General features: G+C 42.7%; 16 protein-coding genes. All 16 read left to right on the top strand.

What is annotated here, in order from left to right; all coding sequences use genetic code 11:
• Positions 1 to 4 precede the first annotated feature (4 nt).
• Complete coding sequence (locus H5073_RS01820) at positions 5 to 1,105, top strand: flagellar basal body P-ring protein FlgI (protein ID WP_182676411.1); 1,101 nt, start codon at positions 5 to 7, stop codon at positions 1,103 to 1,105.
• Between the two features lie 17 nt (positions 1,106 to 1,122).
• Positions 1,123 to 2,229, top strand: coding sequence for a flagellar assembly peptidoglycan hydrolase FlgJ (flgJ, locus tag H5073_RS01815; RefSeq protein WP_182676410.1), 1,107 nt, complete (start codon positions 1,123 to 1,125; stop codon positions 2,227 to 2,229).
• Positions 2,229 to 4,148, top strand: a complete 1,920-nt coding sequence (flgK, locus tag H5073_RS01810; RefSeq protein ID WP_182676409.1) for a flagellar hook-associated protein FlgK — start codon at positions 2,229 to 2,231, stop codon at positions 4,146 to 4,148. Before flgJ ends, flgK begins: the two co-directional genes overlap by 1 nt.
• Positions 4,149 to 4,160: 12 nt before the next feature.
• Complete coding sequence (gene flgL, locus H5073_RS01805) at positions 4,161 to 5,372, top strand: flagellar hook-associated protein FlgL (RefSeq protein WP_182676408.1); 1,212 nt, start codon at positions 4,161 to 4,163, stop codon at positions 5,370 to 5,372.
• Between the two features lie 198 nt (positions 5,373 to 5,570).
• Positions 5,571 to 7,001, top strand: a complete 1,431-nt coding sequence (locus H5073_RS01800) for a flagellin (RefSeq protein WP_182676407.1) — start codon at positions 5,571 to 5,573, stop codon at positions 6,999 to 7,001.
• A gap of 421 nt (positions 7,002 to 7,422) precedes the next feature.
• Positions 7,423 to 8,850, top strand: a complete 1,428-nt coding sequence (locus H5073_RS01795; protein ID WP_182676406.1) for a flagellin — start codon at positions 7,423 to 7,425, stop codon at positions 8,848 to 8,850.
• 285 nt (positions 8,851 to 9,135) lie between these two features.
• Complete coding sequence (locus H5073_RS01790) at positions 9,136 to 9,531, top strand: flagellar protein FlaG (RefSeq protein WP_259394785.1); 396 nt, start codon at positions 9,136 to 9,138, stop codon at positions 9,529 to 9,531.
• 90 nt (positions 9,532 to 9,621) lie between these two features.
• Positions 9,622 to 10,986, top strand: a complete 1,365-nt coding sequence (gene fliD / locus H5073_RS01785) for a flagellar filament capping protein FliD (protein ID WP_182676405.1) — start codon at positions 9,622 to 9,624, stop codon at positions 10,984 to 10,986.
• 122 nt (positions 10,987 to 11,108) lie between these two features.
• Positions 11,109 to 11,387 carry a flagella biosynthesis chaperone for FliD, FliT gene (locus H5073_RS01780; protein WP_182676404.1) on the top strand — a complete coding sequence of 93 codons (279 nt, stop codon included), beginning with the start codon at positions 11,109 to 11,111 and terminating at the stop codon, positions 11,385 to 11,387.
• A 6-nt stretch (positions 11,388 to 11,393) separates the two neighbouring features.
• A complete protein-coding gene (gene fliS, locus H5073_RS01775; RefSeq protein ID WP_182676403.1) occupies positions 11,394 to 11,804 on the top strand; it encodes a flagellar export chaperone FliS in 411 nt (136 codons plus the stop codon).
• Positions 11,805 to 12,188: 384 nt separating this feature from the next.
• On the top strand, positions 12,189 to 13,622 hold the full coding sequence (locus H5073_RS01770; RefSeq protein WP_182676402.1) for a sigma-54-dependent Fis family transcriptional regulator: 1,434 nt from the start codon (positions 12,189 to 12,191) through the stop codon (positions 13,620 to 13,622).
• 154 nt (positions 13,623 to 13,776) lie between these two features.
• Positions 13,777 to 14,952: a PAS domain-containing sensor histidine kinase gene (locus H5073_RS01765; RefSeq protein WP_259394784.1), complete on the top strand. Its 1,176-nt coding sequence runs from the start codon at positions 13,777 to 13,779 to the stop codon at positions 14,950 to 14,952.
• Positions 14,945 to 16,285: a sigma-54 dependent transcriptional regulator gene (locus tag H5073_RS01760; RefSeq protein ID WP_182676401.1), complete on the top strand. Its 1,341-nt coding sequence runs from the start codon at positions 14,945 to 14,947 to the stop codon at positions 16,283 to 16,285. Before H5073_RS01765 ends, H5073_RS01760 begins: the two co-directional genes overlap by 8 nt.
• Before the next feature lie 439 nt (positions 16,286 to 16,724).
• Complete coding sequence (gene fliE, locus H5073_RS01755; protein WP_182676400.1) at positions 16,725 to 17,066, top strand: flagellar hook-basal body complex protein FliE; 342 nt, start codon at positions 16,725 to 16,727, stop codon at positions 17,064 to 17,066.
• 44 nt (positions 17,067 to 17,110) lie between these two features.
• Positions 17,111 to 18,796, top strand: coding sequence for a flagellar basal-body MS-ring/collar protein FliF (fliF, locus tag H5073_RS01750; RefSeq protein WP_182676554.1), 1,686 nt, complete (start codon positions 17,111 to 17,113; stop codon positions 18,794 to 18,796).
• Positions 18,783 to 19,829 (top strand): flagellar motor switch protein FliG, encoded by a 1,047-nt coding sequence (fliG, locus tag H5073_RS01745; RefSeq protein WP_182676399.1) that lies wholly within the window; start codon positions 18,783 to 18,785, stop codon positions 19,827 to 19,829. The genes fliF and fliG overlap by 14 nt, the downstream gene beginning before the upstream one ends.
• Positions 19,830 to 19,870: the final 41 nt, after the last annotated feature.

Raw genomic sequence — 19,870 nt, 5'->3', positions numbered from 1 at the left:
TAGCATGAAAATCAAATCGATATTCTTTTTGGCCGCCGTAACGTCAATGATGCTATCTATGCCAATTTATGCTCAGCGTATCAAAGACATGGCTAATGTGCAGGGGGTTCGCAGTAACCAACTAATAGGCTATGGTCTTGTCGTGGGTTTGCCTGGTACAGGTGAAAAAACTCGCTATACCGAGCAAACCTTTAGAACCATGTTAAAAAACTTTGGCATTAACTTACCCGATTCAGTTAGACCTAATTCAAAAAACGTTGCCGTGGTCGCTGTTCATGCAGAGATGCCTGCGTTTATTAAGCCGGGTCAAAATCTTGACATCACAGTCTCTAGCTTAGGTGAAGCTAAGAGCTTGCGCGGGGGAACGTTACTACAAACCTTTCTAAAAGGGGTGGATGGTAATGTGTATGCAATTGCTCAAGGTAGCTTAGTAGTCAGTGGTTTTAGCGCTGAAGGTTTAGACGGTTCGCAAGTCATTCAAAACACCCCCACAGTTGGCCGTATTCCTAATGGTGCAATTATTGAACGCAGCGTACCAAGTCCGTTTGCCAGTGGCGATCATTTAACTTTTAACCTTCACCGAGCCGATTTTTCTACCGCCAAAAATATGGCTGATGCGATTAATGACTTATTAGGCCCGGGGATGGCCAAAGCAATTGATGCTAGCTCAATTCAGGTGAGTGCCCCAAGGGATGCATCCCAACGGGTATCTTACTTAGCAACGCTTGAGAATATTGAAGTGACCATTGCTGATGAGTCAGCCAAAGTGATTGTTAACTCCCGTACTGGCACCATAGTGGTAGGGCAGAATGTGCAGTTACTGCCAGCTGCGGTGACCCATGGCGGCTTAACCGTTACGATTGCTGAATCAACCCAAGTGACTCAGCCTAATGCCTTGGCTGGCGGCCAAACCGCAGTAACGGCGAACAGCACCATTGATGTGTCGGAACGTGATCGCCGGATGTTTATGTTTAATCCAGGCACAACATTAGATGAGCTAGTTAGAGCGGTAAATTTAGTCGGCGCAGCACCATCAGATGTATTAGCAATACTCGAAGCGTTAAAGATGGCAGGAGCTTTGCATGGTGAACTTATCATCATCTAATTTCTGTCGGTGTCATCATGGAAAAGCTGTCAAATTCATCGCACTTTCTGGATCTAGCGGGACTGGATTCACTCCGTGCGCAAGCTCAGAAAGACGAGAAGGGCACGCTTAGAGAGGCGGCTAAACAGTTCGAAGGTATCTTTATCCAAATGCTAATGAAGAGCATGCGAGATGCCAATGCCGCCTTTAAATCTGACAGTCCAATGAATAGCCAAACGACTGAGTTTTTCGAGCAAATGCGTGATCAACAAATGTCGGTGGATTTATCAAGTAAAGGCATGTTGGGGCTGGCTGATCTTATGGTGCAGCAACTCTCCCCAGATGAAAGCCCTGTAACACCAGCATCCGTGTTACGCGGTGGCCTTGAAACTAATATTGCTCCAAGTATGTTTGTGAACAAAGAAGCTCAGGCTAATACTCCAGTTATTTCTTTGGCAGAGATAGCGTCCTCCCACCATGCCTTAGCAACTCCAGCAGACGAAGTTGCTAAACAGATTGCTCAAGTACATAGCCCAATCGAAAAGCCTTCATTATCTGAGCCGCAATTACAGCGGGTTGAACAAGTGCTGCGAGGAGACATCTCTAGCGGCAATAGCTTGCCTAAGTCAAAAAATCTTGCCGCTAATGCTGTTTTCACTGGGCCTGAGCATTTTGTTTCGGTGCTTTATCCTCACGCAGAAAAAGCCGCAAAGTCTTTAGGCACAACACCAGAGGTATTGATTGCGCAGTCTGCATTGGAAACCGGCTGGGGTAAGAAAATGGTCAGGCGTACTGACGGCACCATAAGTAACAACTTATTTAATATCAAAGCGGATAAGCGCTGGGGCGGTAATAAAACCACTGTAAGCACACTCGAATTTGAGAAAGGTATTGCGGTAAAGCAAAAAGCTGATTTCCGCATGTATGACAATTTAGAACAAAGCTTTAAAGATTTTGTGTCATTTCTTGAAGATGGTGAGCGTTATCAAGAAGCCCGCAAAGTGGCGAATGAACCCGTTAAGTTTATTAATGCATTGCAAAAAGCAGGTTATGCCACAGATCCACATTATGCCAAGAAAGTGCTTCAAGTCATGGATTCAGTGACTAATGGACTTAAATCTGTGTTAGCAGGGGAGAATAAATAATGGCTATCGACTTACTTAATATCGCTCGCACAGGTGTATTGGCTTCACAGTCACAACTTGGGGTGACCAGTAGTAACATCGCCAATGTTAACACAGAAGGCTATCACAGACAGGTGGCCCAGCAAGCAACGACTGACTCGCAAATGTTAGGCGGAAACTACTACGGAACAGGTACTTATGTCTCCGACGTTAAAAGAATATATAACGATTATGCCGCGCGGGAATTACGCATAGGGCAGACGGCCAAAAGTGAAGCGCAAACGACTTACGACAAACTGAGTGAGTTAGATAAATTGTATTCACAAATCGGCAAAGTCGTACCTGATAGCCTCAATGGCTTATTTGCGAGTATGGATGCGGTGGCGAATACTCCGAGTGATTTGGGGATCAGAGGCACAGCATTAACTTCAGCAGATCAACTTGCTAAAAGCTTGAATCAGATGCAATCACACCTTGATGGTCAGATAAAGCAAACTAATAGCCAAATTACTGCGATTACGAACAGAATTTCTGATATTAGCAAGGAAATCGGTAACATTAACTTAGAGTTGATGAAATCCGGTGATAAAGATGCTCAGCTGTTAGATAAGCAAGATTTATTGATCCAAGAGCTCAGTCAATACGCTCAAGTTAATGTCATTCCCTTAGATACTGGAGCAAAAAGCATCATGCTAGGGGGCTCAGTGATGTTAGTGTCTGGCGAAGTGTCAATGAAAATGTCCACGACAACAGGTGATCCTTTTCCAAGTGAGCCACGACTCACTACAACCGTGGGGACTCAATCACTTAATGTTGATCCATCGTCACTTGGGGGCAAACTTGCCTCATTGTACAACTTTGTGGAAAACACTTTAGTCCCGGCCAATCAAGAGTTAGGTCAGTTAGCGTTAGGGGTTGCGGATACCTTTAACCAAGCTCAGCGCGATGGTTTTGATTTAACTGGACAAGTGGGGAGCAACATTTTTACTGACATTAATGATGCCAGTATGTCTTCGGGACGTGTGGGGGAATACTCAACAAACACAGGCACGGCCAATTTAAGAGTCAATATTGAATCAGTGTCGGCATTAACAGGTAGTCACTATGAGCTTAACTTTACTGCACCAGGGACTTATGAGCTAAAGGATGACAAAACCGGTCAAATTCAAGCCTTGACACTCAATGTTGCTGAAGGTCGCCTTGAAGGAGGGGATGGATTTCATATATACATTGATTCAGGCGCATTCGCTAACGGCGACCGATTTGAGATCAGGCCAAATGCCGGTGCTGCAGCAGGCATTAATAAAGTCATGACTGACACTAAAAGCATTGCCGCCGCAAGCGCAAAAATCACACCTGATGCAACTAACTCAGGTAACACCCAAGTCAAAATGCTATCGGTAACTAACCGTGGTGCGACTAATTTCCCTGTAACGGGACAAGAAATAACCTTTGCCATCAATACGACTGCCGGCACTTACGAGGCTTTTGATGCTGCAGGAACATCCCTTGGCGTTAGTCCATACACGGCGCCCACGATTACAGCTTTCGGTTTTAGCTTTGAAGTGAAAAGTACCGCCGGTGCTACCGACAGGTTTACCTTCGATTTATCTTTCGCCGAAGGTGATAACACCAACGCGGTAGCCATGGGTAAGCTTGCTGAAACTAAATTGATGAATGGCAATAAATCCACACTTAATGATGTGTTCGAGCAGACAAAGCTATCTGTTGGTGGCAAAGCTAAATCGGCAGCAATCTCGTTGGGCTCAGCCGATGCTGTATACCAACAAGCTTATGACAGAGTGCAAAGTGAGTCAGGGGTGAACTTAGATGAAGAAGCGGCAAATCTACTGCGTTTCCAGCAATCTTATCAAGCATCAGCCCGCATAATGACGACGGCGCAGCAGATATTTGACACTTTATTTAACGCAGTTCGATAGGAGGATTAAATCATGAGAATTTCTACCGGACAATATTTTCAGCAAAATACTCAAAACATTTTACAAAAGCAATCATCGACTAACTCTATTTTAAATCAAATTTCGACGGGTAAAAAAGTCAATTCGGCAGGGGATGATCCGGTTGCTTCTATTGCTATTGATAACTTAAAGCAACGAAATACCTTAACGGATCAATTTATTAAGAATATTGGTTACGCAACTAGCCATGTTCAGCTAGCCGAAAGTCAGCTTGGTCATGCTGATAATTTAGTGGCGAGCATGCGTGATGGGCTGCTACGAGGTGCTAACGGCAGCATGACGTCAGTAGAGCGGCAAGCCATTGCCGATGAGATGAATAAAACTCTCGAGCAATTAATGACGCTAGCAAATACTAAAGATGAATCGGGAAATTACATCTTTGCCGGACATAAAACAGAACAGCAGCCTTTTTCATTCGATGCCAACAAAAAGGCTGTTTATAGCGGTGATTCAAGATTTCAGAAAAGCAATGTCGCTACAGATGTGCAGCTTAACATTAATGTACCAGGGGATGCAGCGTTTATGAATGGCGCTAATGCCATGGGAGATTATGGCGCCAACTATTTGGCGAGTCAGCAAGGGGATGTTGTCGTTACTAGCGCCAAAATTACACCGCCAACACCACATGTTCCTGATACTTATACTTTTAATTTCGTTGATGATGGTGTTGGCGGCACCAATCTTGAAGTGTTAGACAGTGCCGTGCCTGCCAATATAGTGACCACAGTCGTAGGTTTTGATGATTTAGTGCCAGTTAGTTTTAATGGCATTGAAGTGAAGTTAGCTGGGGAGCCCAAGAACGGTGACAGCTTTACGATTAGCGAAGTTAGTAGCGTCAGTATCTTTGATAGCCTAAGTAAGGCTGTCAGCTTGTTATCTAATGATGCGCAAATCCAAACTCCAGCTGGTCAATCAGAGTTGGCACAGTTATTGAATAATATCGATAGCGGTGTCAAACAAATGAGTCAGGAAAGAAGTGTTACTGGGACTAATTTAAAAGTATTGGAACAGTATAGCGGCAATCACGCTGACGAGAAGTTGATTAACACGTCCGCGTTATCAAAAGTGGAAGATTTAGATCTTTCAGCAGCGATAACCGAATTTGAAAAGCAAAAGTTGGCACTCAATGCGGTATCGAGTGTGTTTAGCAAAGTCAGTTCGACAAGTTTGTTTGATTACATTTAACAGCTTTGCTGGCGGCAAGATCCCAGCTTGGCACGAGTATAGAGTTAACCCACAATTTTAATTAATACGGTTTAAGAGTTTTCATCAATGTTTGCGGTATATGAGTGGTTCCAGCATAACATATTGATAAGATTACTTTATTAACACGTTTAGCCAAGCTCCTAAGTCTTGGCAATGCTACTAAGAGAGGAACGTAACATGGCTATTTCAGTTAATACAAACGTCACATCAATGAAAGCGCAAAACAACCTTAATGGCGCTAATAGCAAGCTATCTATGTCAATGGAGCGCTTATCGTCAGGCTTACGTATTAATAGTGCAAAGGATGATGCTGCAGGTCTGCAAATTGCGAACCGCTTAACCAGTCAAATAAATGGTATTGGTGTCGCGGTACGTAATGCTAACGATGGTATTTCGATTGCACAAACTGCTGAAGGTGCGATGCAAGAGTCGACTAATATTTTGCAACGTATGCGTGATTTATCGCTACAGTCAGCCAACGGCTCCAATTCTGCAGATGATCGTAAAGCGATGCAGAAAGAATTGACCGCATTACAATCTGAGTTGACTCGTATTGCAGAAACAACGTCATTTGGTGGTCAAAAATTACTTGATGGAAGCTATGGCACTCAGTCTTTTCAAATTGGAGCGAATGCTAATGAAACTATTAGTGTGTCACTCTCAAGCGTTAAAGCCTCATCATTAGGTCGAAATACTATGACCATGGCAGGTACGGCAATGAATGTTGCGGCCGCGACAAATGGTATTGCCGCAGAGACAGATTTAACCTTGACCGGTGGTGGCAAAACAACAGGAGCCATTACATGGGGCTTAGGTGCTAGCGCGAAAGATATTGCCTTAGCGATTAACACTGCAACTACTGGCTCAGGTATTGATGCTAAAGCAGTGGCTAAAAATGAAATGGACTTGAAAGGCTTGAGCGCTGGAGGTGCATTAAGTTTCACCTTAAATGGCACAGCAATAGCGGCAAGTGTGGCTTCGGGGTCAGATTTAACCGCATTGGCTGAAGCGATTAATGGACAAAAAGGTGCTACGGGTGTTACGGCAGAATTTAGTGACCCTACCGATAAATCTTCATTAAAGCTAAGTAACTCAGATGGTGCTGATATCAGTATTGCTGCCTTTGCCAATGCTTCAGCTGGTAACCAATCAATTGATTTTGGTGGTTTTCCTTTGACTGAGGGTGGCGCAGTGGCTGCAGTTAAAACCGGAACTGTAGAGATTGCTAGTAACGACTCTTTCAGTTTGGCGAACTCTGCTGGTACTGAATTTAATACTGCCTCATCTGCGTTTAAGTCCACCGAGAGCGTAGATATTACTGATGCAGCAAAAGCACAAGATTCTATTAGTATTATTGATGCCGCTATCGGACAGATAGACAGCCAACGAGCAGATTTAGGTGCTGTGCAGAACCGCATGAGCTTCACGATTAATAACTTGAACAACATTCAGTCAAATGTATCTGATGCTCGTAGTCGTATACAAGATGTTGACTTTGCAAAGGAAACTGCTGAGCTCACTAAGCAGCAGATTTTATCGCAAACATCCTCAGCAATGCTTGCACAAGCGAATCAAATTCCACAGACAGCGTTATCCTTATTGGGTTAGTCAATCTAAATTGGCCTCGTTTGAAGTAAAAGCAGACCTTAGGGTCTGCTTTTTAGTTAACCTCAACTCGGGTTAAGAGATGAATAAATGCTGTTCAAACAGCCTAAATTTAACATCTAGCACTCCAATAGCACTCAAATTTGAACTTTGTATTGATAACAAGGCGAGTTTACGCGTCAATAGTTAGCCTATTGCAAGTCTTCTGGAGTCAAAGCGGTGCAAAGAGCTGTTTGATACATATTTATTATCCCGAGCTGAGGTTAGTTTTGCTTTGATTTATAAGTTTTTTTTTGCATAGACTGTTTATTTGAAATTATTTTCTAAAGGTTTTTTATTCTATGCCGTTACAGTGTATGTAGAAAATAAACTTCGCCTGACAGTACTGACAGGCACTATTCAAGTTAGGTAGAGGGCATAAATCATGGCTATTTCAGTAAACACTAACGTCACATCAATGAAAGCACAAAATAACTTAAATGGTGCTAACGGTGGTCTTAAAACCTCAATGGAGCGTTTAGCTTCAGGTCTTCGCATTAACAGTGCTAAAGATGATGCTGCAGGTCTACAAATTTCAAATCGCTTGACCAGTCAGATTAATGGTTTAGGTGTAGCGGCTCGAAATGCGAATGACGGCATTTCTATTACCCAAACAGCTGAAGGCGCAATGCAAGAGTCGACTAATATTTTGCAACGTATGCGTGATTTGTCTTTGCAGTCAGCTAACGGTTCAAACTCAAGTGATGACCGTAAGTCAATGCAAAAAGAAATATCTTCATTGCAATCTGAATTGACACGTATTGCAGAAACAACGTCATTCGGTGGACAAAAGTTACTAGATGGCTCATTTGGCTCTAAAAATTTCCAGGTTGGTGCCAATGCTAACGAAACCATCGGTGTTTCTTTAACAAGCGTTAAAGCATCATCATTAGGCCGTAATACAATGACAATGGGTGGTTCTGCAATGAATGTTGCTGCAGCTACTAACGGTATTGCAGCTGAAACAGATTTAACATTAACGACTGGTGGCAAAACAACAGGTGCTATCGCATGGAGTCTTGGTGCTAGTGCTAAAGATATTGCTAGCGCAATAAATACTGCTACATCAGCGGTTGGAGCTGATGCTAAAGCAGTGGCATCAAATGAAATGACGCTAAAGAGCTTGAGTGCTGGCGGTGATGTTAGTTTCACCTTAAACGGAGAGGCAATCGCGGCGAGTGTAGGTTCTAGTTCAGACTTGACAGCTCTTGCTGAAGCGATTAATGGTAAGGTAGGCGTAACAGGTATTACTGCTGAATTTTCAGACCCTACTGATAAGTCATCATTAAAGCTAAGTAATACTGATGGCGCAGATATAAGCATTGCTTCATTTGCTAACGCCGCAGCAGGTAACCAGTCAGTCGATTTCGGTGGTTTAGCGTTGACTGAAGGTGGTGTTGTTGCTGGTGTTAAAACGGGCACGGTAGAAATATCTAGTGGTTCAGCATTTAGTGTTGCAAACTCTGCGGTTACAGAATTTAACAGTGCAGCTTCTGCTTTTAAGTCTGTAGAAAGTGTTGACCTTACAGATGCGACCAAAGCGCAAGACTCTATTAGTATTATTGATGCTGCGATTGGGCAAATAGATAGCCAACGTTCTGATTTGGGTGCTGTTCAAAACCGTTTGAACTTCACAATTAATAACTTGAATAACATTCAGTCTAACGTGTCTGATGCGCGTAGCCGAATTCAAGATGTCGATTTCGCTCAGGAAACTGCCCAGTTAACTAAGCAGCAAATCCTATCGCAAACATCATCAGCGATGCTTGCACAGGCTAACCAGATCCCACAGACAGCGTTATCACTACTATAATAGTATAAATAACAATGTAATTTGATAGATAGGGAGGGTCGCTAGCGATTCTCCCTTTATTGTTTTAAAGTGGTTGTATTCAAGATTAACTTTTTAAGCTTAGCTCTTTAATGATTAGAGCTGAAGCTGAAAGGTTTGAAAACCATCTTGCAGAACAAACGTAAAAGAAACGCTTAGAGTATTGAACAGAGTCTAAGCTCGTTAATCCCAAGCATTAATGTGTTGTTCAATTGAGTTATGTTGGTATATTAATTGCTTGTTAGCTGAAAGAGTTAGAGGTGTACCATGGATGTCAATTTAGCGACTACATCAAATTTAGCATCAAAAAAAGACAGCTTATCTAGTTTAATGGATAAGCAGGTGAGCCAGGCTCAAGAAGTGTTGCCAGATTCTGGTATTCCATCTGCTGGTGACACCGAGAGAAATGTCAATAAAGTCAATCAAGCATCTAAAGTTGACAGTGAAGAATTACAAAAAGCCGTTGATGATATATCAAAAAGCATGAACGTGATGCAAAAGGGATTGGCTTTTAACGTCGATGAAGATTCTGGTATGCAAGTGGTTAAAGTCATTGACGTAAAAACTGGGGATTTAATTCGTCAGATCCCAAATGAAGAAGCACTTGATATCGCCAAAAAGTTAAATGAAGTGGCTGGACTATTAATGAAAACGGAAGTTTAGCTTTGTATTATTCATAGTCATTTAAGATTAGCTTGCAATGTGTACACTGTTGGCTGGAGTTAGTTAAGCAGAAAATGAGCAGAGGTTAGTATGGGATTAACATCAGTTGGTATTGGTTCTGGAATGGACATCAGTGGCATTGTTACCGCATTGGTCAATGCTGAGAGCGCAGGTAAAACCGCTAGATTTGATGTTACTGAAGGAAAACTTAATGCGCAGATTTCTGGGATTGGTACGTTAAAAAGTACTATGTCTGAATTTAAAGATAAATTAGCGACTCTGGCCAAAGCGGAGACCTTTGCAAGTCAGAAGGTTTCCACTTCAAGCAAAGAGTACCTTAGCGCAACGGTAGATAAAGATGCTGTTTCAGGTAGTTACTTAATTAAAGTTGAACAATTAGCACAGAGCCAAAAAAAAGGAACCGCTGTAGCTGCTGATGCGACGTCAGCCGTTGGTGAAGGCACCTTAACTATCGGTGTGGGTACTGGAACGCCTTTTAACATCAATGTTTCAGATACTGATTCTTTAACCAGTATTATGGATAAAATTAATGGTTCTGCATCCAATACTGATGTTACCGCGACAATAGTAAGTGGTGAACTCGGGCCGCAACTTGTATTGGGTTCAAAAAAAACCGGTGAAGATAATTTAATTTCAGTCACAGCAGTGAACACTGGTGCTGGTACTGGGCTATCAGATGTTTTTACCATGTCAGAGCTTACTCCTGCTAAAAATGCTATTGCACACATTGACGGTGTTAAAGTTGTATCCCAAACCAACGAGATGAAAACTGCCATCACTGGTGTATCTTTAACATTGACAGCTGCAGACCTTGCTAAAACGACGACTGTGAGCGTCACTAAAGATACAGGTAAAACCAAGTCAGCAATTGAAGACTTTGTTAAATCTTACAACTCAATGATGACAAGCATTAATGATTTGACCGGGTATAACGCAGAGACTAAAAAATCTGGTGTGATGCAAGGAGATGCTTTGCCAAGGAGCATTCAAAGTCAAGTTCGGAGTATATTGTCAAGTAGTTTTAGCACGAGTTCAGGTTCTGATTCATTAGCAAGTTTTGGTATCAAAACGACTCGAGAAGGGTTACTAGAAATTGATGCTAAGAAGCTCACTGAATCCATTGATACTCGAGGCGCAGATATTACCAGCCTATTTACAACTGAGAATACTGGTTTAGCAACAAAAATGTCTGAAATGCTTGATAGTTATGTTAAAACTGGCGGTATAATAGATAGCCGTGATACCAGCTTGGATGAGCAAGTCAGTCGTATCCAAGATAGCCGGGTAGCATTGAATCTACGGATGGCATCATACAGTGAACGCTTATATAAACAGTACAATGCAATGGATAGTGTAGTTGCAAGTCTTAATTCTCAATCAAGTAATTTAACGGCCCGATTAAACTCTCTTCCTGGTTTAGTGAGAAAAAGTTAAGAAGGCATGTTAGCTTTGTTTTGTACCTTGTTTTATTAGTAATCTGATTATTCCAAAGGGGGCTTAGTGTGGTCGCAAGCATTGAGGATATTAAAGGCTTGAATCTTAGTATAAGCGCCTGCATGAAGCAGATTGAGCAACGAGAGCCAGAAGATGAATCAATTTCTGACTTGGTATCAGAATTGCAGGAACTCGTACTAAGGCGTCAAACTTTATTAGACGCCTTAGTATCGGACCCCTTGTTTATCGATAGAGAAGCGTTAGAGCAGCAATTTGATATGACTCAGACCTTGATTAAGCAAAGCACTCGGATATTAAACTTCCGTCATTCATTACTCCAAGTTGGCATTAAAACCAAACGCCAAATTAATGTGTATAAAGCAATAGATTCAAATAGGTAGGTGATTATGCGCGGTTCCATGCAAACATATCGTAAAGTTTCAGTAGACAGTAACCTAGCCGTGGCTTCACCCCATCGTATTATTCAAATGTTATTTGCCGGAGCGTTAGAACGTTTAGCCCAAGCGAAATGGGCAATTGAGCAAGGTGATATTGAAAAACGTGGCATTTTTATGGGTAAAGCTATTGGCATAGTCGCAGGCTTAAACAGTAGCTTAAATATGGATGCTGAAGGCGATGTGGCGGGTAATCTGAATCATCTTTATGATTTTATGTTACGCAGGATGTCAGAAGCTAATGTTAACAGCGATCCTAAAGCCATTGATGAAGTCGTGTCACTGCTAAAAACGCTCAAAGAAGGCTGGGATAATATCCCACAAGATAAACACCATATATCAGCAAATCCTGAAACAAATTAATTGAATACTCGATTAACAAAAAGAGCCTTTTTAGCAGGCTCTTTTTGTTATGTCGTCATTAAATTGACACATCTGTATGTAAAACCAGCAGTTATAGCCTAAAATTCATTGAGATCGTGATTAGCAACAACAGATGCTTGCTTCTCGGGCCTTGATAATACAATATTTACCTCCTGTTAACTTCGCAGTCTTAATGATGATTTCTTTAACACAAGATAATGTTAATCAGAGTATCCCTGACTGCTAAGTTTCACAATATTTGTTATTTTAAAGCGTTAAGTAAATGTGAGTCTAAGTGGTTATAGATTTTAATCTTAAGGGACATCTGCTTAAACGTGACAGTAGAAATATTATTTAACACCAATACGAGTTTTGGTCTTATCAATGATGCAAATAGAACAACGGATCTTAATCGTCGCCAGCCCTTCAGAACGTGTAACACGTTTGTGCTGTATATTCGAATTTCTAGGTGAACAGTGTGAACTGATCACTCCTGAGAAGCTTTCATCATTGACAGAGCACACTCGATTTCGTGCTGTAGTTGTGGCAAGTCATGTCGTATCCGCCGAGGTGCTAACGTCACTACAAAAAACCATTCCCTGGCAACCGATTTTATTGCTAGATGGTGAAGATGAATCAGTGAGTGTTAATGTTCTTGGTATCATTGATGAACCCTTCAATTATCCTCAATTAACTGAGTTGCTGCACTTTTGCCAGGTTTATGGTGAAGCTAAAAAATCCCAAGTGCCCATTAGTGTTAATCAGACTAAATTATTCAGAAGCCTTGTGGGACGCAGTGATGGCATTGCTCATGTTAGGCACCTCATTAACCAAGTGGCGAGTTCTGATGCCACTGTGCTGATCTTAGGCCAATCAGGAACGGGTAAAGAAGTGGTTGCCCGTAATATTCATTATTTATCAGAGCGTAGCGACGGGCCTTTTATTCCTGTTAATTGTGGTGCAATTCCCGCCGAATTACTTGAAAGCGAATTATTCGGCCATGAAAAGGGCTCTTTTACTGGGGCAATATCTTCGCGTAAAGGTCGTTTTGAACTTGCTGAAGGCGGTACACTATTTCTTGATGAAATTGGCGATATGCCAATGCAAATGCAAGTTAAGTTACTGCGAGTATTGCAAGAGAAAGTCTTTGAACGTGTTGGTGGCTCTAAAACCATTAGCACAAATGTGCGTGTAGTGGCTGCAACCCATAGAAACTTAGAATCTATGATTGTGGAAAATGAGTTTCGTGAAGACTTATATTACCGCTTGAATGTATTTCCAATCGAAATGCCAGCTCTGAGTGAAAGGCGTGATGATGTGCCATTGTTGTTACAGGAACTTGTCAGCCGCGTATTTAATGAAGGTCGAGGCAAAGTCCGTTTTACTCAACGAGCTATCGAGTCGTTAAAGGAACATAACTGGTCCGGTAACGTGCGTGAATTATCAAACCTGGTTGAGCGTTTAACCATTCTATTTCCTGGCGGTTTGGTTGATGTCAACGATTTACCCCATAAGTACCGTTATATTGATGTTCCCGAATACTGTGTAGAGGTGGATGAAGAGCAACTAGAGCGTGATGCATTGGCTTCAATTTTTAGCGATGAAGAACCGGTGGAGTTGCCTGAGACTCGCTTCCCTTCAGAGTTGCCACCAGAAGGGGTGAATCTTAAAGATTTGCTTGCTGAGCTTGAAATAGACATGATCCGTCAAGCGTTAGAGCTACAAGATAGTGTGGTGGCCAGAGCTGCTGAAATGCTCGGGATCCGCAGAACGACCTTGGTTGAGAAGATGCGTAAATACGGAATGTCAAAAGATTAACAGAGATCAATTCCCTGTATATTGTATGATAAATTCAATTGTGGATTTTTATCTTATTTAATATCAGCATGTTAAAGCCCACCCCGGTGGGCTTTTTATTTGGCACGATAAATGCATTTAAGCCGTTAACAGTAAGTTTATTGACGGAGTGATCATGCATTTAGCCCCTAAAGCAAGCCAAGCAGTAACCGCTTTGCCTCTCAAGGCTAAGGTATTAATAGCCAGCGCGGATCCATTTAATACTCAATATAGTTCGCAGGCCCTAACTAATGCCAATGTTAGGCAATCCGCTCAAACTTTCAATATTTCCTCTTCACTTGAGGCGGCAAATATGTCAAATCAGATGACGCATATATTGCAGGCTATGCCATCTGGCGTGGTCATTTTAAATGGTGATGGTGTTGTGACTCTGGCAAATCCGGTAGCCACTGAGCTACTAGGACGTCCGCTACAAGGGATGCGCTGGCTTGATATTATTAATCGAGCTTTTGCGCCACAAGAAGATGATGGTCACGAAGTGTCGTTAAAAGATGGTCGCCGTGTAAAACTGGCAATAACGCCTCTGACGCCAGAGCCTGGGCAGCTAATCGTATTAACCGATCTGACCGAAACCCGTTTATTACAAAAAAATCTCTCACATTTACAGAGGCTATCTGCCTTAGGAAAAATGGTAGCAACGCTTGCCCATCAAGTACGCACGCCATTATCGGCAGCGTTGTTGTATGCCTCTAACCTTGCTAGTCCCAAATTGAGCGATGCTGTTAAAGTAAAATTTCAGTCTAAATTAATCGATAGACTCAATGAATTAGAGCGCCAAGTTAACGATATGCTGTTGATGGCAAAAGGCAGGCAAGATGGCGCAGCTGAAAATGTTACCCTAGAACAAGTTATTCAAACCGTTCTTGCTAATTGTGAACCCATTGCCGAGCAAAAAAATTGCCTGCTTAGTGTGAGCAATGAATCAAAACTGACGCTATCTGCAAATCTAAGTGCGCTAAGCTCAGCGATTAATAACCTGGTGGTTAATAGCTTTGAAGCTGGGGCTGATAAAGTGCACATTAGCGCCATGGACAAAGGCGATACGTTAATTTTGGATGTAATGGATAACGGCAAAGGCCTAGCCCCATTGATGCAACAGCAAGTATTAGAGCCATTTTTTACCACTAAGAGTCAGGGTACTGGCCTTGGGCTGGCGGTAGTCCAATCTGTGGTGAAAAGTCATGGAGGCAGTTTGCAAATCTCATCACAGGAATCCATGGGCTGCTTAATTCGCTTATCTTTTCCCCATTTTAATACCGTATCAAATGAGCAGGAGCAGTCTTATGTCTGAAGCAAAATTATTATTGGTTGAAGATGATAATGCACTGCGTGAAGCCTTGCTTGATACTTTGCAGTTAGCGCATTACGACTGTGTAGATGTGGCTTCTGCTGAGGAGGCTATCATGGCGCTTAAACAGGCCTCTTTTGATATGGTTATCAGCGATGTGCAAATGGACGGTGTCGGTGGGATAGGCTTGCTTAAGTATATGCAGCAGCATCACCCTAAGTTACCCGTATTATTGATGACGGCCTATGCCACCATTGATAGTGCCGTTAGTGCGATGAAACTTGGTGCAGTAGATTATCTGGCCAAGCCTTTTGCGCCAGAAGTATTACTTAATCAAGTGTCTCGTTATTTGCCGTTGAAAAATGATAATCAACAGCCTGTGGTTGCAGATGAGAAAAGTCACGCTCTGTTAGCGTTAGCCCAGCGAGTCGCAGCATCGGATGCATCGGTAATGATTATGGGGCCAAGTGGTTCGGGTAAAGAAGTATTGGCCCGATACATTCATCAGAATAGCTCACGTAGCTTAGAGCCATTTGTTGCTATCAATTGCGCTGCAATTCCAGAAAATATGCTAGAAGCCACCTTATTTGGTTATGAGAAAGGGGCGTTCACAGGCGCCTATCAGGCTTGCCCTGGCAAGTTTGAACAAGCCCAAGGCGGCACGTTATTACTGGATGAAATTTCAGAAATGGAATTGGGCTTACAGGCAAAGCTATTACGGGTGCTGCAGGAGAGAGAAGTCGAGCGTTTGGGCGGCCGAAAGACCATAAAGCTTAATGTTCGAGTGCTCGCGACCTCTAATCGTGATTTAAAAACGATGGCATCATCAGGCATGTTTAGGGAAGATTTATACTATCGGATCAATGTATTCCCATTAGTATGGCCGGCCCTTAATCAAAGACCTGCAGATATTTTGCCTTTGGCTAGGCATTTGATCCAAAAACATACCTCTAGTTCTGGAGGTGTACCAGAGCTTGATGAACAGGCAACCAGACGCTTACTTGCCCATCGATGGCCTGGAAATGTACGAGAGTTGGATAATGTTATTCAAAGAGCGATGATCTTGTACTCAGGTGACAGTATCGGAGGGGATGACATCATTATTGATTCCGGTGATGTGTGTTTAAGTGCTGACACCAGCGTAACGGCCAAAACAGTAGAGATTGATGGTTTAGGGGATGAGTTAAAGGCTCAAGAGCATGTGATTATTCTCGAAACCTTAAATCAATGTAATGGTAGCCGTAAAGATGTTGCTGAACGCTTAGGCATTAGTGCCCGTACTTTAAGATATAAAATGGCAAAAATGCGTGATATGGGGATTGAGCTCCCAGCCTAATGAATCGCATTTTCTCTGCCGCTAACTAGGTAACCTCAGCTCGGGAGAATCAATGCATATCAAACAGCTCTTTGCACTGCTAACTGCGTTATTCCTTTACACGAGAAGACTTGCAATAGGCTAGCTATTGACGCGCAAATTCGCCTTGTTTTCAGGGTAAAGTTAAAGTTTAATGTAATATGTTGAATTTATTTGATAATTCACTGCCGCCCATCCATCTCTTAACCCGAGTTGAGGTTAGGTAGGGTTTAGCGCTTAAAGCTGGTTCTTCTCGCTTTAAACACAGGATACTCAGCTCAAACACTTAATCTACTCGTCCAATGATGAGTAGATTTTTTATGCTATTAATTTTATTTATTTTCTCGTCTTGGCATTTAATTTGCACTAACTCCACTAACTAGGTATTGTTCGTCAACTTTCCGACGAAAGGGAGCTCAAAATGCAAATAAGCGCAAATCCATTATTGCAAGAAATGCAGTCACTTCGTGGTGAAATCACACCGTCACAGACTAATGGAATTCGTCCCAACCTGCTCCAGCAAGTGAATAACACTCAAGGTGCAGATTTTGGACAGCTTTTGTCTCAGGCCGTCGGGAGTGTCAATGGGCTCCAGCAAAACTCAGCAAGTTTAGCGACAAGATTAGATATGGGAGACACACGTGTGAGCTTATCTGATACTGTGATTGCGAGAGAGAAAGCGGGCGTTGCATTTGAGGCTACGGTACAAGTGCGTAATAAGCTTGTTGAAGCCTATAAAGAAATCATGAGCATGCCCGTTTAGGCATTTTTTCACTCAATTAGCAGGTATTGAATGTGAGCACAGATATCATAGTGGGTTCAGACGGTGCGGATAGCACTGGCGTAGCCGAAGAGAATAAATCAGGGCTAATGAGTAATATTGGCAGCACAGACTTTTTGCGCCAAATAACCATGATCTTAGCCTTGGCTGTCTGTTTAGCGTTAGCCGTTTTTGTGATGATGTGGGCTCAAGAGCCTGAATATCGCCCTTTAGGTAAAATGGAAACGGCTGAAATGATCCAAGTACTTGATGTACTCGATCAAAATCAGATCCAATATGAAATCCAGCTCGATGTTATTAAAGTACCTGAAGACCAATACCAAGATATTAAATTGATTTTGAGCCGCGCTGGCATTGAAAATAAAGCCGACAGCAATGATTATTTGAGCAAAGACAGTGGCTTTGGTGTAAGCCAAAGAATGGAACAGGCTAGGCTTAAACACAGTCAAGAGCTTAATCTTGCTCGAGTTATTGAAGAGTTGAAAAGTGTGAGTCGTGCGAAAGTGATTTTAGCACTACCTAAAGAAAACGTATTTGCTCGTAATCAATCTCAGCCAAGTGCAACAGTGGTCATTAACGTTAGACGGGGATCACTGGGTCAAGAAGAAATTGACTCTATTGTTGATATCGTCGCATCAGCTGTACAAGGTTTAGAGCCTGAGCGGGTAACAGTTACAGATTCTAATGGCCGTCTACTCAATTCTGGCAGTCAAGATGGCGCTTCAGCTCGTGCACGTCGTGAACTTGAATTAGTGCAAAATCAAGAAGCTGAGTACCGCAAAAAAATCGAATCTATCTTAATGCCTATTCTTGGTCCTGAGAACTTCACCTCAGAAGTTGATGTGACCATGGACTTTACCGCCATCGAGCAAACCTCTAAACGTTTTGCCCCAGACTTACCAGCGCTTCGCAGTGAAATGACCATAGAAACCAATAGCGATGGTGAGCGGATCGGCGGCATCCCCGGCGCTTTGACCAATCAGCCACCAATGGAGTCTGATATCCCCGAAAATGCTGGAGAAGCGACAGAAAGTGCCAGCAGTGGTAATAGTCACAGAGAAGCGACCCGTAACTTTGAGCTCGACACCACAATAAGCCATACACGCCAACAAGTGGGTGTAGTAAGGCGAGTGAGTGTTTCAGTGGCCATTGATTTCAAAGCTGGTGCTGCTGGTGAAGATGGTCAAATTGCTAAAGTGGCGCGCACCGAACAAGAATTATCTAACATTCGCCGTTTATTAGAAGGTGCTGTAGGATTTAGCTCCCAGCGCGGCGATACGCTTGAAGTGGTCACGGTCCCCTTTATGGATCATCTACTTGAAGAATTGCCCGCCCCAGATATGTGGGAGCAGCCATGGTTTTGGCGTGCGGTTAAGCTAGGCATAGGCGCGCTTGTAATTTTGGTACTTATCTTAGCGGTAGTAAGGCCTATGCTTAAACGTCTTATTGATCCTGATGGGGTTAATATGCCAGATGATACTCGTCTAGGTCATGAATTGGCTGAGATTGAAGATCAATATGCAGCAGATACGCTCGGTATGCTTAATACTAAAGAAGCTGAATACAGTTACGCTGACGATGGTTCAATTCATATTCCAAATCTGCACAAAGATGATGATATGATAAAAGCCATCAGAGCTCTGGTCGCCAACGAGCCCGAGCTATCAACTCAAGTTGTGAAAAACTGGTTATTAGAAGATGCCCAAAAATAAAACAGATGTGGCTGAAAACGCCGAAGGTGCAAGTATCAATCTTACTGGCATAGAGAAAACTGCCATTCTTTTGCTCAGCTTGAGCGAAGGTGATGCCGCCTCAATTTTAAAGCATTTGGAACCCAAGCAAGTGCAGAAAGTGGGTATGGCAATGGCGGGCATGGATGACTTTGGCCAAGAGAAAGTTATCAGTGTTCATAAGCAGTTTTTGGATGATATCCAGAAGTTTTCATCCATTGGTTTTAACAGTGAAGAATTCGTTCGTAAAGCCTTAACTGCAGCACTGGGTGAAGATAAAGCTGGCAATCTTATTGAGCAAATTATTATGGGCGGCGGGGCTAAGGGCCTTGAGTCTCTGAAATGGATGGATGCAAGACAAGTTGCGACCATTATCCAAAATGAACATCCACAGATCCAGACCATAGTATTATCTTATTTAGAGCCTGATCAAGCCGCTGAGATTTTTAGTCAGTTCCCAGAGAATACTCGTCTTGATCTTATGATGCGTATTGCCAATTTAGAAGAAGTGCAACCTGCGGCGCTGCAAGAGCTTAACGACATCATGGAGAAACAGTTTGCGGGTCAAGGCGGTGCACAAGCGGCCAAAATGGGCGGCTTAAAAGCGGCTGCGAACATTATGAACTACCTAGATACAGGCATTGAAAGTCAGATCATGGAAACCATGCGTGAATCTGATGAAGAGATGGCGCAGCAAATCCAAGATATGATGTTTGTGTTTGAAAACCTTATCGATGTTGACGATAGAGGTATTCAAGCCATACTACGTGAAGTACAGCAAGATGTGTTAATGAAAGCCCTTAAAGGTGCTGACGATCAACTTAAAGAGAAAATTTTGGGTAATATGTCCAAACGCGCCGCTGAGTTGCTGCGTGATGATCTTGATGCCATGGGGCCAATTCGTGTCAGTGAAGTTGAGTCTGCTCAGAAAGAAATCCTTTCCATTGCTCGCCGATTGAGTGATAGCGGTGAGATCATGCTCGGCGGTGGCGGTGGCGGCGATGACTTCCTCTAAACTCACGTGATAAATGATACCAATGACTATACTGAATAATG

Origin of the sequence: Shewanella sp. SR44-3 (genome assembly GCF_014163735.1) — a bacterium.
In the GTDB taxonomy this organism is placed as follows: Bacteria; Pseudomonadota; Gammaproteobacteria; order Enterobacterales; family Shewanellaceae; genus Shewanella.
This window is presented reverse-complemented; position numbering and strand designations above follow the sequence as displayed.

Excerpts from the sequence above, each read along its gene's own strand:
- flgL (WP_182676408.1), top strand. The coding sequence starts at position 4,161 with ATGAGAATTTCTACCGGACAATATTTTCAGCAAAATACTCAAAACATT.
- H5073_RS01760 (WP_182676401.1), top strand. The coding sequence starts at position 14,945 with ATGTCTGAAGCAAAATTATTATTGGTTGAAGATGATAATGCACTGCGT.
- H5073_RS01780 (WP_182676404.1), top strand. The coding sequence starts at position 11,109 with ATGAAGCAGATTGAGCAACGAGAGCCAGAAGATGAATCAATTTCTGAC.
- H5073_RS01820 (WP_182676411.1), top strand. The coding sequence starts at position 5 with ATGAAAATCAAATCGATATTCTTTTTGGCCGCCGTAACGTCAATGATG.
- fliD (WP_182676405.1), top strand. The coding sequence starts at position 9,622 with ATGGGATTAACATCAGTTGGTATTGGTTCTGGAATGGACATCAGTGGC.
- flgJ (WP_182676410.1), top strand. The coding sequence starts at position 1,123 with ATGGAAAAGCTGTCAAATTCATCGCACTTTCTGGATCTAGCGGGACTG.
- flgK (WP_182676409.1), top strand. The coding sequence starts at position 2,229 with ATGGCTATCGACTTACTTAATATCGCTCGCACAGGTGTATTGGCTTCA.
- H5073_RS01795 (WP_182676406.1), top strand. The coding sequence starts at position 7,423 with ATGGCTATTTCAGTAAACACTAACGTCACATCAATGAAAGCACAAAAT.
- H5073_RS01790 (WP_259394785.1), top strand. The coding sequence starts at position 9,136 with ATGGATGTCAATTTAGCGACTACATCAAATTTAGCATCAAAAAAAGAC.
- H5073_RS01800 (WP_182676407.1), top strand. The coding sequence starts at position 5,571 with ATGGCTATTTCAGTTAATACAAACGTCACATCAATGAAAGCGCAAAAC.
- H5073_RS01765 (WP_259394784.1), top strand. The coding sequence starts at position 13,777 with ATGCATTTAGCCCCTAAAGCAAGCCAAGCAGTAACCGCTTTGCCTCTC.
- fliG (WP_182676399.1), top strand. The coding sequence starts at position 18,783 with ATGCCCAAAAATAAAACAGATGTGGCTGAAAACGCCGAAGGTGCAAGT.
- fliE (WP_182676400.1), top strand. The coding sequence starts at position 16,725 with ATGCAAATAAGCGCAAATCCATTATTGCAAGAAATGCAGTCACTTCGT.
- fliS (WP_182676403.1), top strand. The coding sequence starts at position 11,394 with ATGCGCGGTTCCATGCAAACATATCGTAAAGTTTCAGTAGACAGTAAC.
- H5073_RS01770 (WP_182676402.1), top strand. The coding sequence starts at position 12,189 with ATGATGCAAATAGAACAACGGATCTTAATCGTCGCCAGCCCTTCAGAA.